Origin of the sequence: Streptomyces sp. NPDC046759, from assembly GCF_040645475.1 — a bacterium.
Taxonomy (GTDB): Bacteria; Actinomycetota; Actinomycetes; order Streptomycetales; family Streptomycetaceae; genus Streptomyces.
Map to the genome: position 1 here is coordinate 236210 of NZ_JBEYYJ010000007.1, position 13178 is coordinate 249387.

The following is a 13178-nucleotide window of genomic DNA, read 5'->3' on the forward strand; positions in this document are numbered from 1 at the left end:
ACCCCAACCCGAAGGATCCGGCTCCCAAGGACCCGGCTCCGAAGGATCCCAACCCCAAGGACCCCGGTAAGGACCTGGGCAAGGACAACCCGGCGCAGGGCGATCAGGGGCAGACCGACCCGCAGCAGGGCCAGTCGGGCCAGGACCAGTCCGGCCAGGGGCAGAAGGACCAGGGGCAGACCGGCCCGCAGCAGGGCCAGTCGGGCCAGGGGCAGACCGACCAGGGCAAGGGTGACCAGTCGCAGGCCCCTGCCGATGCCACCGGGGCTGCCGACACCGGGGCCGGAATGTGATCCGGGTCAGTTCTAAAAAGGGCGCTGAACCCGCGTAACGCGTCCGGAGGGCCTCCCTCTCTCTCCTCGTACGACCGTGCAGGACGGTCGTACGAGAGAAGAGGGGGCCTTCTTGATGACTGGGGCGAAGACGGCCGTCGAGTGGCTGGCATCCGTCGCACCGGACCCCGAGTCCTGCCGCTTGGAATGGGAGCGCAACCCCCTCGGGATCGCGCTGTTGCCCGCCGGCCGGGCCTGGGACGTACTGATCCTGCCGGGCGACCTCGGTCATCCCACCCTGGACGTGCTCACCCGCGTGCTCGACCACCCCGGCCCGGTACTCGTCGATTTCGGCGACAACCGGGTCGGGTTCCTCGTGCCGCCGGGCACCGCGGCCCGCTGGGTCGGCACCGGTGTCCGTGCCGCCGGACGCGGAACCTGGATCGTCGTGCCGTACCCGGGCCGGGCGACCCGGGGTGTGCGCTGGCTGGTGCCGCCGGACGGCTCGGGGACGCTGACCGACCCCGCGCTGCTGGAGCTGGCGATGCACGAAGCGGCGGCGCGGCTGGCCGGGGGCGGGGGTGGGGCCGGGGGTGTGGGCGGGTAGCGCTCGATGCCTTGACAAGAGGATTGGTCTGGACCAAGTTGAGTGCGCTCCACCCTCCAACTCCCCTGACACCGGAGGCTCTTGTGGAACGTGCCCTACGCGCCCCGCGCGCACGCTGCCCCGGACCCGTCGTCGCCCTGCTCACAGCCGCCCTGCTGGCCGTGCCCGGCATGACCGCGCTCTCGTCGGCCGCCCGCGCGGTGGACGCGGACGTCGTGACGAACGGCGGCTTCGAGTCCGGCCTGACCGGCTGGGCCTGCACGGCCGGCAGCGGAACGACCGTCACCTCGCCCGTGCGCAGCGGAAGTCACGCGCTGCAGGCGACGCCGGCCGGCAGCGACGACGCCCAGTGCGCGCAGACGGTCGCCGTCCAGCCGAACTCCCAGTACACGCTGTCCGGGTACGTCCAGGGCTCCTACGTCTACCTCGGCGCGACCGGCACCGGCACCACCGACGTGTCCACCTGGACCCAGTCCGCCCCCACCTGGCAGAAGCTGACCACCGCCTTCACCACCGGCGCGAGCACGACGAAGGTGACCCTCTACACGCACGGCTGGTACGGCACCGGCACCTACTACGCCGACGACGTCTCCCTGGTCGGCCCGGGCGGCGGTGGCAGCGGCACCGGACGGCCGCCCGCCGCGCCCACCGGCCTGACGACCACCGCAGTCACCTCCTCCTCGGTCGGCCTGTCCTGGTCGGCGGTCTCCGGCGCCACGAGCTACACCGTCTACCGCGACGGGGCCCGCGTCACGACGGCGAGCGGCACGTCGGCCACCATCACCGGACTGTCCGCCTCGACGGCCTACAGCTTCCAGGTCACCGCGAGCAACGACGCCGGTGAGTCCGCGAAGTCCTCGGTCGTGACCGCGACGACCGGCAGCGCGGGCACCGGAGGCGGGGGAGGCTCGGCCGGCCTGCCGGTCCACGCCCTCGTCGGCTACCTGCACGCGAGCTTCGCCAACGGCTCCGGATACACCCGCCTGGCCGACGTGCCCGACAGCTGGAACGTCATCGACCTGGCATTCGGCGAGCCCACTTCGCCCGCCTCGGGGGACATACGCTTCAACCGCTGCCCGGTCACCGAGTGCCCGAACGCCGAGAGCGACGCCGACTTCAAGGCCGCGATCAAGGCCAAGCAGGCGGCCGGCAAGAAGGTGCTGATCTCCATAGGCGGCCAGAACGGCCAGGTCCAGCTCACGACCACCGCGGCCCGCGACGCCTTCGTCTCCTCCGTCTCCAGGATCATCGACGACTGGGGCCTCGACGGCCTCGACATCGACTTCGAGGGCCACTCGCTGTCCCTGGACACCACCGACACCGACTTCAAGAACCCGACCACACCCGTGATCGTCAACCTGATCTCGGCCCTGAAGACCCTCAAGGCCGAGTACGGCTCCAGGTTCGTGCTGACCATGGCGCCGGAGACCTTCTTCGTCCAGAACGGCTACCAGTACTACGGCACCGGCAAGTGGGGCGGCCAGGACCCGCGCTGCGGCGCGTACCTGCCGGTCATCCACGCCCTGCGCGACGACCTCACGCTCCTGCACGTCCAGGACTACAACTCCGGGCCGATCATGGGCCTGGACCACCAGTACCACTCCATGGGCGGCGCCGACTTCCACATCGCCATGACCGACATGCTGCTCACCGGTTTCCCGGTCGCCGGCGACCCGAACAACGTCTTCCCGCCGCTGCGCCCGGACCAGGTCGCGATCGGCATGCCGGCCTCGACGAACGCGGGCAACGGCTATGTGCCTCCGGCGGAGGTCACCAAGACCCTGGACTGCCTGACGAAGAGGACGGACTGCGGCTCGTACGCGACCCATGGCACCTGGCCGTCGCTCCGGGGGCTGATGACATGGTCGGTGAACTGGGACCGCTACTCGAACTGGGAGTTCCGGAAGACGTTCGACGCCTACTTCGGCTGAGACCGGGCGTCAGGGACAGGACCGTCAGCAGCACGGCGCTCAGGCACCAGCTGGCCACCACGTCCAGCGGCCAGTGGTAGCCGTGCCTGACCAGGCCGTACGACACCCCGAGGACCACGGCCGTACAGGCGGCGACCAGGCGGCGGCGGGCGGCGGGGGAGTGCAGCCAGGGAAGCAGGAGCAGGGTCGCCGAGCCGTACGCGACGGCCGCCGTGGCCGTGTGGCCGGAGGGGAAGTAGCCGACGGCCGGGGGCATCACGGGTGTCCCCGGCCGTGCGGTCCAGTCCTTGAGCGGCACGACGATCACCGGGACCAGCGTCATCAGGAAGACCGCCGCAGTGGGGGGCAGCCACCACAGACCCGTACCGGAGGCGCGCCCGCGCCAGAGGGCGTAGAGCACGGCCACGACGAGGACCGGGACGGCGACCTGGACGTTGCCGAGGTCGGAGAGGCGTTCGGAGAACCGGTCCGGGTGCGCGAGGGCCCGGCTGAGACGGGCGTCCGGGCGCAGCAGCGGGCCGTGACTCACGACCTGCCAGGTGATCAGGGCGAAAAGGGCGGCCGGGAGGCCGAGGAGCGGGGCGCGGCGGAGTGTGGTCGGCACGGCGCCCAGCTTGTCAGATTTACACGGAGACATCCGGAGACATCCGGAGACATGCAAGACATCCGGTGACGCCGGCGGCAACCGGCGAGATTCGGTGGCATCCGGAGAAGTCCGGGGGCATCCGGAGGCAGCTGGAGAAGTCCGGGGGCATCCGGAGAAGGAGGTCGGCCGCCCCGGAACAGGGGGGGCGTTCCGAAGCGGCCGTCCGGATCGGAACGTCGCGCGCCCCGGGGGGTTTGGGGCGGCGACCGTCCGATCGGTGAGGAGATCCCGGAGCCGTCAGGCGCCGGATGTGTGCGCGAGGGCACGACCAGGTCGAAGCTGGGGAGGCCCCGGCCTGAAATCGCCCACAGTCCCCTGTGGGCGGGGTGTATCTCTCATCTGGGTAGAACCTACGGCAGGCGGGGCCGCTTGGGCAGACGGAATCGCGTCCCGTCATCCACCTCGCACACCTTCTTCACACCGCCTGCCGCAGGCACCCTTCCGGGGCCTCCAAAGGTGCGGACCACGCGCTCGGATGCGCGTGATCAGCCGTCGGCTCAGATGCCGGCGAAGGCCTGCTCGATGATGTCGAGACCCTCGTTGAGCAGGTCCTCACCGATGACCAGCGGGGGCAGGAAGCGCAGCACGTTGCCGTAGGTGCCACAGGTCAGGACCAGCAGGCCCTCGGCGTGGCACGCCTTGGCGAGCGCGGCGGTGGCCTCCGGGTTCGGCTCCTTGGTCGTGCGGTCCTTGACCAGCTCGATGGCGATCATGGCGCCGCGCCCGCGAACGTCACCGATGACGTCGAACTTCTCGGCCATGGCGGTGAGGCGACCCTTCATGATCTCCTCGATGCGCTTGGCCTTGCCGTTGAGGTCGAGCTCCTTCATGGTCTCGATGGCGCCGAGCGCACCGGCGCAGGCGACGGGGTTACCGCCGTACGTACCACCGAGCCCACCGGCGTGCGCGGCGTCCATGATCTCCGCCCGCCCGGTGACGGCGGCGAGCGGCAGACCACCGGCGATGCCCTTGGCGGTGGTGATCAGGTCCGGGACGATGTCCTCGTCCTCACAGGCGAACCACTGCCCGGTCCGGCAGAAGCCCGACTGGATCTCGTCCGCGACGAACACGATCCCGTTGTCGGCGGCGAACTGGCGGATCGCCGGCAGGAAGCCCTTGGCCGGCTCGATGAAGCCGCCCTCGCCGAGCACCGGCTCGATGATGATCGCGGCCACGTTGTCCGGGCCGACCTGCTTGGTGATCTGGTCGATGGCCTGCGCGGCGGCCTCCGGCCCGGCGTTCTCCGGCCCGGTCGGCCAGCGGTACGCATACGCCACCGGTACCCGGTACACCTCGGGCGCGAACGGCCCGAAGCCGTGCTTGTACGGCATGTTCTTCGCCGTCAGCGCCATGGTCAGGTTGGTACGCCCGTGGTAACCGTGGTCGAACACCACCACGGCCTGCCGCTTGGTGTAGGCACGCGCGATCTTGACGGCGTTCTCCACGGCCTCGGCGCCGGAGTTGAACAGCGCGGACTTCTTGGCGTGGTCACCGGGGGTGAGCTCGGCCAGGGCCTCCGCGACGGCGACGTACCCCTCGTACGGGGTGACCATGAAACAGGTGTGGGTGAAGTCGGCGAGCTGGGCGGAGGCGCGCCGTACGACGGCCTCGGCGGACGCGCCGACGCTGGTCACGGCGATGCCGGAACCGAAGTCGATGAGCCGGTTGCCGTCGACGTCCTCGATGATCCCGCCACCCGCGCGCGCGGTGAAGACCGGCAGCACGGAGCCCACGCCCTGCGCGACCACAGCGGTACGGCGGGCCTGCAGCTCCTGCGACTTGGGGCCGGGGATGGCGGTGACGACGCGGCGCTCCTGCGGAAGTGCGCTCATGGGGGCTCCCTGATGATCTTGCGTACCGGGCGGTCCCGGACGATTCCGGGCGGTGATTTTTCGGCCGCTTACCTGTCTTTCTTCGCAGGCTAGGGCCGGGGGTGGGGGGTGGGCATGCTCCATGTGGGCGTCTTCGCGGTAGGCGGTTGTCCGGAGTGGACATAGAGGAACGGGGAGAGGGACGCGGTGGCGTGCTCGCATCTCACTGGGTGCCCTGCCACGCAATCGCTGAACTCCCCATGCGAGGGCATTAGATTGACTCGCTGACGGTGGACGGCGCGGCTGGTCAGGGGGCAAGGGCGATGGACAGCGACGGGACGCAGGACGCACGGGGCACGCATGCGCACCCCGTGCCGCGGCCGGCGGAGCCGACGGACGTGCCCGCACCACCCTGGAACCGGCCCGAGACGCCGTACAACGGCGCTGCGACGCCGTACGAGGTCCCCGCCGCGCCACCTCGGCCGACGCGACTGCCGGACGTGCCCCCGCCTGGACCGCGGCCCGGCGACGCCACTCAGCCGTCACACCCTCGCTCGCCCGTCGCCGACTGGCTCGACCAGCCTCGTCCGGCCGCCGAGCCCGGTATCTGGCGCCACGGCTACCGCCTGCCCAAGGCGACACACCAAGGACAGCGCCTGGCTCCGGTCACCATCGTCGGTTTCGTGGTCCCCCTCGTGGCGGGACTGCTTCTGTGGTCACTGTGGCGGCACGGCAGCCTGCCCTACCAGTGGACCGTCCTCAAGCTGCTCACCCCGGACGGCTGGTGGTGGCCCGGCACCACGTCGCCGAAGGGGTACCAAGGTGCCGAGGCCATGACCGTCGCCGACGGCGTGGTCTTCGCGCTCCTCGTCTATGCCATGGCGCGCCTGGGCAGCTGGCCCGACGTCATCCGGCACGTCGTCACCCGTCGCGAGCAGCCCGCTCGCGCCCTCATCGCCGCTCTCGGCGCACTGATCACGCTGGCCTTCGTCTTCCCGGGCGCGTTCGGGCTGGGCTGGAACGCGCTGCCCGTACAGGACCCGTTGTTCTCGCTGATCGTTCTGATCAGCGGCGATTACGGCGTCTTCACCTCGGAGACGCTCACGGACGCGTTGTACACGCTGATCACCCTGCTGGTGCTGTGGCCGTTCGCCCGTATCGGCGGCTGGTGGTCTCTCATCAAGCAGGCTCTCGCCGCGCGGAGTCGGGCCGGGTCAGCCGAGGGCCCAGAGCCTGCCGTCGACCGGCGGCCGTCGCAGTGGCCCGCACTGCGCGAGGCCGGCCAGCACCAGGCCGCGGACGTGCTCGCCGCAGAGGTGGACGCCGGCCGGATGAACGACGTCGACTGCGCCAGGGTCGGCCACATGTGGGCCTTGGCGCGTTCCCGGGCGCGGCTGTCCTCCTTCACCGACACCGTGCTGCGCGAGGGTGGTGCCGCCTGGACCCATCCCTCCGGGGACCGTGACCTGTCCGGCCGGGTCGCGCCGCATGATCTGCTCATCCGGCAGGTGCGCATCGGGCGGTGGGTGGAGGGGGAGCGCACCCCGCTCGCCTACGGCGGTGCCGGGGCGGCCCTCGCGCCCGACACCCTGGGCACCTCGCTGCTGGCCGTCGGGCCCTCCGGCTCCGGCAAGACGCGTCACCTGATCCGGCCCGTCGTCGAGTCGCTCGGCCTGCAGGCACTGGCCGGCCAGTGCGCCGTGGTCGCGGTGTGCGCGGCCGGCACCCCGCTCGGACCCGATTCGGCCTACGACGTGATCGTACGCCTCGGCGATCCCGCGTCCGTGCACGATCTCGACCCGTACGCCGACTCCGACGACCCCGACGAGGCGGCGGCCTTCCTGGCGGAGGGGCTGGCCGGCGACCTGGACACGGCGAGCGGTCAGCGCTCGGTCACCGCGCTCGCCCAGCTCCTCGGCCCCTACCGGGCGGCGTACGGAAGATTCCCGACCCTGCCCGTGCTGCGGGAACTCCTGGAGGGGGATGCCGAGGCCCTGGCCGCGCTGCGCGGGGGGCTCGCCGGCGACGAGCACGCCGCGATGCGGCGCGAACTCGATGCGCGTACCCGGCAGTCGGGCAGCTCCGCCGATCCCGGGCCGGTCCTGGCCGACCGGCTCGCCGTACTGGACCGGCCGGCGTTCGCCGAGTTCTTCGGCGGGGACGGCGGGAGCGCCCGGCCGTTCTCGCTGCGTGCCGTCGCCCACCATCCGTTGCGCGTCCGTATCGATCTGCCCGACCGCGGACACGAAGAGGCGTCCCGGATCATCACCCGGTTGGTGCTCGCCCAGTTCGCCACCGTGACGCCGGCGGCCGAACGGACCCACTTCGCCTGCCTCGTCCTGGACGACGCCACCGGAGCGGTGACGGCCGAGTCCGTCCGGCGCATCCAGCGCCTGCGCTCCCAGAACGCGGGTGTGGTCCTCGCGCTGCGCACGGTGGGTGACGTCCCCGAGGCACTGCACGGGCCGTTGTACGCGGCCGTCGGCTGCCACATGGCCTTTGCGGGGGTCACCACATGGGACGGCGGGAGGTTCGCGGACGCCTGGGGCACGCAGTGGGTCGAGACCCGGGATGTGGCACGGCACACCGTCTTCGCCGACCAGCCGATGACGCGCGCCATCCATGCCCTGCGCAAACTGGTGACCGGTAAGGCGGTGACGACCGAGGCCGTCACCGTCCGTCAGGTCGAGCGGGAGCGCTGGTCGGCGTCCGAGTTGGCTCACGGGGTGCCGGCGGGGCATGCGGTGTTGTCGTTGACGAGTGTGCGGGGGCAGCACGCGCCGCCGTTGCTGGTGGATCTGCGGGGGTGAGGGGGCGGCAGGGGATCGTACGGTGAGGCAGAATCGGTGTAGGTCGTTCATACGCTTCGGCCAAAAGATCACCGTGATCACCCGGATTCCCCTCACCGTGAAGGCCCCATGCCCCCGACCCTCGCCTCGCTCGTCCACCATTCCGCGCTCAAGCTGACCGTGCGCGCGGGCGAGGACCGTCTCGACGTGCCCGTCCGCTGGGCCCACGTCAGCGAGCTGGCCGACCCCGTGCCGTACATGGAGGGCGGCGAGCTGCTGCTGATCACCGCGCTGAAGCTGGACGCGGAGGATCCCGAGGCCATGCGGCGGTATGTGAAGCGGCTGGTCGGAGCGGGGGTCGTGGGGCTCGGGTTCGCCGTCGGGGTCAACTACGAGGAGATCCCGGCGCCCCTCGTCGACGCCTGCCGGCAGGAGGGCCTGCCGTTGCTGGAGGTGCCGCGCCGCACCCCGTTCCTCGCCATCAGCAAGGCCGTGTCCGCCGCCATCGCCGCCGACCAGTACCGGGCGGTCACGGCAGGGTTCGCCGCGCAGCGCGAGCTGACCAGGCAGGCCCTGAACGCCGGGCCCGAGGGGCTGCTGGGCGCGCTCGCCGCGCAGGTCGACGGCTGGGCGGCCCTGTACGACGCCTCCGGTGCCGTCGTCGCCGCCGCCCCGGAGTGGGCCGGCCGGCGCGCCGGCCGGCTGACCGCGGAAGTGGAGCGGCTGCGGGAGCGGCCCGCCCCCGCCTCCTCCGTGGTCGGCGGCCCCGAACACGAGGACCGGGTCGAGCTGCACTCCCTGGGCACGGGCCGGCGGCCGCGTGCCGCGCTCGCCGTCGGTACGGCCGCCACCCTCGGCACCGCCGAGCGGTACGCGGTGCACTCGGCCATCGCCCTGCTCACCCTCACCACCGAACGCTCCCGCTCCCTGCACGCGGCCGAACAGCGCGTCGGAACGGCGGTGCTGCGCATGCTGCTCGCCGGGGAACCCGACCACGCCCGGGCCGTCGCCGGGGACCTGTACGGCGGGCTGCTCGACGCGCCGTTCCGGATGATCGTCGCCGAGTCGGTCTCCGGCTCGGCCGCACGGGCCCACGCCGACGCCCGCGCCCACGCCCAAGGGCAGACCCCGGCCCACGGCCACGCGCGGGTGGCGGCCGGCGCCGTGCTCGCCGCCGCCGGCGCCTCCGGTGATCCGCTCGGCGGGCTGGCGGAGAGCGTGGAGTCCGCCGCCGCGCGCTCCGGGGAGGCCGTGCTGGTCGTGCCCGAGGGGGTGCGGCTGGTGGTGCTCGCCGCCGACGGGGGCGCGGCGGTGACCGCCTGTACGCAGTACGCGGCGGCCCTGGAGGCGGCGCGGGCGGTCCCGGACCAGGCAGGGGGCGACGAGGCGGAGCTGGTCGTCGGGTTGTCCGCGCCGGCCGGGCCGATCGCCGCGGCCGCGGCGTACAAGCAGGCCGAGCAGGCACTGTCGGTGGCGCGGCGGCGCGGGCGGGTGCTGGTGGAGCACGAGCAGCTGGCCGCAGGGTCCGTGCTGCCGTTGCTCGCCGACGACGCGGTGAAGGCGTTCGCGGACGGCTTGCTGCGGGCGTTGCACGAGCACGACGCGACGGGCCGGGGGGACCTGGTCGCCTCGCTGCGGGCGTGGCTGTCGCGGCACGGGCAGTGGGACGCGGCCGCGGCGGACCTGGGAGTGCATCGGCACACGCTGCGGTACCGGATGCGCCGGGTCGAGGAGATCCTGGGGCGTTCCCTGGACGACCCGGACGTCCGTATGGAGCTGTGGCTCGCTCTGAAGGCGACCGGCACCGACTAGTCCAAACAGTAGTGCCGGGTCCTCCTACTGCTACGACTCGGACAAGCGACCCCCGGCCGCCCCCGCCCTACCGTGGACCACGAAAGCCAAGCACACCTCCAACGCGGAAGGGCCGGGACTCGCACATGACTTCCACCCACGCCTTCTGGCTCGCCGGCCGCCAGGTCACCGGCGAGGACACCTTCGACGTCACCTCCCCGTGGGACGGCCGGCTCGTCGGCAAGGTCAGCGTGCCGACCGACGCCCAGGTCGAGGAAGCCGTGGCCGCCGCGTACGCCGTGCGGGACGACTTCGCCGCCACCCCGGCGCACGTGCGTGCCGCCGCGCTCGACCATGTCAGCAAGCGGCTGGTCGAGCGCACCGAGGAGATCGCCCAGCTGATCTCCGCCGAGAACGGCAAGCCCATCAAGTGGGCCCGGGGCGAGGTCGGGCGTGCCGTCTCCGTCTTCCGGTTCGCCGCCGAGGAAGCCCGCCGGTTCAACGGCGGCGAGGCCCAGCGCCTCGACACCGACGCCGGCGGCCAGGGCCGGCTGGCCCTCACCCGCCGCTTCCCCAAGGGTGTCGTGCTCGGCATCGCGCCGTTCAACTTCCCGCTGAACCTGTGCGCCCACAAGGTCGCCCCGGCGATCGCCGCCGGCGCGCCGATCATCCTCAAGCCGGCCCCGGCGACCCCGCTCTCCGGCCTGATCCTCGGCGACCTGCTCGCCGAGACCGACCTGCCGGCCGGCTCCTGGAGCATCCTGCCGGTCACCAACGACAAGATGCCCGCCCTCGTCCAGGACGAGCGTCTGCCGGTCATCTCCTTCACCGGTTCCGAGAAGGTCGGCTACGCGATCATGGACTCGGTGCCGCGCAAGCACTGCACGCTGGAGCTGGGCGGCAACGGGGCCGCGGTCGTCCTCGGCGACTACGCCTCCGACGCCGATCTGGACTGGGCCGCGACCCGCATCGCGACCTTCTCCAACTACCAGGGCGGCCAGTCCTGCATCTCGGTGCAGCGCGTGATCGTCGACGCCTCCGTCCACGACCGCCTGCTGCCGCGCATCGTCGCCGCCGTCGAGGCCCAGGTCACCGGTGACCCGTCCGACGCCAAGACCGATGTCGGCCCGCTGGTCAGCGAGGACGCCGCCAAGCGTGTGGAGTCCTGGGTGAAGGAGGCGGTCGAGGCCGGTGCCACGCTCCTCACCGGGGGTGACCGCGACGGCGCCTCGTACGCGCCGACCGTGCTCACCGACGTACCCGCGGACGTCACCCTCTCCTGTGAGGAGGTCTTCGGACCGGTCCTCACCGTGCAGAAGGTGGACGGCGAGGCCGAGGCGTTCGCCGCGGCCAACGACTCCAAGTACGGCCTCCAGGCAGGCGTGTTCACCCACGACCTGCAGGTCGCCTTCCGTGCCCACCGCGCCCTCGAGGTCGGCGGCGTGGTGATCGGCGACGTCCCGTCCTACCGCGCCGACCAGATGCCCTACGGCGGCGCCAAGCAGTCCGGTGTGGGCCGTGAAGGCGTGCGGTTCGCGATGGAGGACTACACCTACGAGCGCGTGCTGGTTCTCACCGGTCTCGCGCTCTGACCTGCCACGGACAGGTCGGAAAACAGAAACGGCCGCAGCCCACTGTGCGGGGGCTGCGGCCGTTTCCGTTGCCTCGTTTCTGCTTGCCGGTAAAGGATTTGATATCGGCTGTTCAAGACTGTTGCCCTGCGTCTTGTTCTGTCCATGACTCTCCCGATGGGATGCGCCTGACCACTTCGTCCGGCTCGGGTCCGTCCGGGCCCGGGACGTCTCAGGGATCACTCAGGGGAACACATGCTCATAGCCCGTACCGGGCGCGGCGTCGCGGCGTCCGCCGCCACCGCCGCGCTCGTCGCCGCCGCACTGGCGGCCACCTCCCAGGCCGGCGCCACCACCGCCGCGCCCGCCGGTGTACCGCACACCTTCGCGGTACCGGCCATCGCGGGGCATACTCTGGTCCACGGCGTGGCCAGCCCCCTGCCGATCGAGCAGTGCCAGGCCAAGTGGCACATCAACTGCTACAACCCGCTGCAGTACCGCACCGCGTACGACCTGAACCCGCTGTACAAGAAGGGCATCACGGGCAAGGGCCGGACGATCGTCATCGTCGACTCCTTCGGGTCCCCCACCGTCCAGCACGACCTGGACGTCTACAGCAAGCAGTTCGGGCTGCCGAGCACCACGGTCAAGGTGGTCAAGTGGGGCCACGTCCCGAAGTTCGACCCCAAGAACTCGGACATGACCGGCTGGGCCGGCGAGACCACGCTGGACGTGGAGATGGCCCACGCCGTCGCGCCGGGGGCCAAGATCGTCCTGGTGGAGACGGCGGTGTCCGAAACCGAGGGCACCACCGGTCTGCCGGAGATGATGTCCGCCGAGAAGAGCCTGATCGACCACGGTGTCGGCGACGTCATCAGCCAGAGCTTCGGCGCCACGGAGAACACCTTCCCGGGCTTCGACAAGGGCGACTTCACCAGCATCAAGAAGCTGCGGTACGCCTTCCAGGACGCGCAGCGCAAGCACGTGACGGTTCTCGCCGCCTCCGGTGACGGCGGTGCCACCGACATGAAGCTGGACGGCAAGACGTACTACAACAAGCGCGTCAACTCCTGGCCGTCGTCCGACCCGCTGGTCACCTCCATCGGCGGTACCCAGCTGCACCTGAACGACAAGGGTGAGCGGGTCAAGCCGGACAGCGTCTACAACGACTACGGCGCGGGCGGCGGCGGCCAGTCCCACGTCTTCACCCGGCCCTCCTTCCAGGACGGTGTGAAGAACGTCGTCGGCACCCGTCGCGGCACCCCGGACATCTCGATGGCCGCCGCGGTCAACGGCGGCGCCTGGATCTACTCCAGCTACGACCCGACCGCCACCGGCTGGGACGTCACGGGCGGCACCAGCGAGGCCACCCCGCTCTTCTCGGGCATCGTCGCCCTCGCCGACCAGGCGGCCGGCCACCGCCTGGGCAACGTCAACGCGGCCCTGTACGGCCTGCTCAAGCACAAGAGCACCGGCCTCGTCGACGTCAACGACGGCACCGACAACAGCTACCAGGGCGTCAAGGGCTACAAGGCCGTCAACGGCTACGACCTGGCCACCGGCGTGGGCACGCTGGACGCCCTCCGCTTCGTGCCGGCCCTTGCCGAGGCGAGCCGCGGCTGACGCGTCCGGCCCTCGCGGTCGAGCGTCACCTCCGCGCACGGCCCGGGTCCCGGACCCGGGCCGTTTCGCGTGTCCGCGTGCGGATGACGGGTGCCCGCGTGCGGAAGCGCCCGGCACCGCCTCATGGGCCGCCGCAG

General features: G+C 71.6%; 7 protein-coding genes and 2 pseudogenes. 7 read left to right on the forward strand and 2 right to left on the reverse strand.

Annotated features, from left to right (window positions below; all coding sequences use genetic code 11):
- The 3 genes and pseudogenes from ABZ919_RS12665 to ABZ919_RS12675 all read left to right on the forward strand — a co-directional run.
- A pseudogene (locus ABZ919_RS12665) lies at window positions 1–293 on the forward strand (hypothetical protein); the annotation flags it as partial.
- 115 nt (window positions 294–408) lie between these two features.
- The gene (locus ABZ919_RS12670) at window positions 409–879 is read left to right on the forward strand and encodes a hypothetical protein (RefSeq protein WP_361246284.1); all 471 of its coding nucleotides are present in this window, start codon (window positions 409–411) and stop codon (window positions 877–879) included.
- An 83-nt stretch (window positions 880–962) separates the two neighbouring features.
- Window positions 963–2810, forward strand: coding sequence for a glycoside hydrolase family 18 protein (locus ABZ919_RS12675; protein ID WP_361246287.1), 1848 nt, complete (start codon window positions 963–965; stop codon window positions 2808–2810).
- A gap of 22 nt (window positions 2811–2832) precedes the next feature.
- On the opposite strand, the pseudogene ABZ919_RS12680 reads toward ABZ919_RS12675, so the two are convergent.
- Window positions 2833–3447: pseudogene (locus ABZ919_RS12680) on the reverse strand (phosphatase PAP2 family protein); the annotation flags it as partial.
- A gap of 506 nt (window positions 3448–3953) precedes the next feature.
- Complete coding sequence (gene gabT, locus ABZ919_RS12685) at window positions 3954–5288, reverse strand: 4-aminobutyrate--2-oxoglutarate transaminase (protein ID WP_361246290.1); 1335 nt, start codon at window positions 5286–5288, stop codon at window positions 3954–3956.
- A 302-nt stretch (window positions 5289–5590) separates the two neighbouring features.
- Between gabT and ABZ919_RS12690 the strand changes: the two genes are divergently transcribed.
- The 4 genes from ABZ919_RS12690 to ABZ919_RS12705 all read left to right on the forward strand — a co-directional run bounded on the left by ABZ919_RS12690 (window position 5591) and on the right by ABZ919_RS12705 (window position 13041).
- A complete protein-coding gene (locus ABZ919_RS12690) occupies window positions 5591–8077 on the forward strand; it encodes an ATP/GTP-binding protein (protein WP_361246293.1) in 2487 nt (828 codons plus the stop codon).
- Window positions 8078–8185: 108 nt separating this feature from the next.
- Entirely contained in the window at window positions 8186–9868 is a 1683-nt protein-coding gene (locus tag ABZ919_RS12695) for a PucR family transcriptional regulator (protein ID WP_361246296.1), read from the forward strand.
- A gap of 125 nt (window positions 9869–9993) precedes the next feature.
- A complete protein-coding gene (locus ABZ919_RS12700; protein WP_361246299.1) occupies window positions 9994–11439 on the forward strand; it encodes an aldehyde dehydrogenase family protein in 1446 nt (481 codons plus the stop codon).
- A gap of 234 nt (window positions 11440–11673) precedes the next feature.
- Window positions 11674–13041, forward strand: a complete 1368-nt coding sequence (locus tag ABZ919_RS12705; protein ID WP_361246301.1) for a S53 family peptidase — start codon at window positions 11674–11676, stop codon at window positions 13039–13041.
- Window positions 13042–13178: the final 137 nt, after the last annotated feature.

Coding starts and splice junctions, on each gene's coding strand:
- ABZ919_RS12670 (WP_361246284.1), top strand. CDS start 409: ATGACTGGGGCGAAGACGGCCGTCGAGTGGCTGGCATCCGTCGCACCG.
- gabT (WP_361246290.1), bottom strand. CDS start 5,288: ATGAGCGCACTTCCGCAGGAGCGCCGCGTCGTCACCGCCATCCCCGGC.
- ABZ919_RS12690 (WP_361246293.1), top strand. CDS start 5,591: ATGGACAGCGACGGGACGCAGGACGCACGGGGCACGCATGCGCACCCC.
- ABZ919_RS12695 (WP_361246296.1), top strand. CDS start 8,186: ATGCCCCCGACCCTCGCCTCGCTCGTCCACCATTCCGCGCTCAAGCTG.
- ABZ919_RS12700 (WP_361246299.1), top strand. CDS start 9,994: ATGACTTCCACCCACGCCTTCTGGCTCGCCGGCCGCCAGGTCACCGGC.
- ABZ919_RS12705 (WP_361246301.1), top strand. CDS start 11,674: ATGCTCATAGCCCGTACCGGGCGCGGCGTCGCGGCGTCCGCCGCCACC.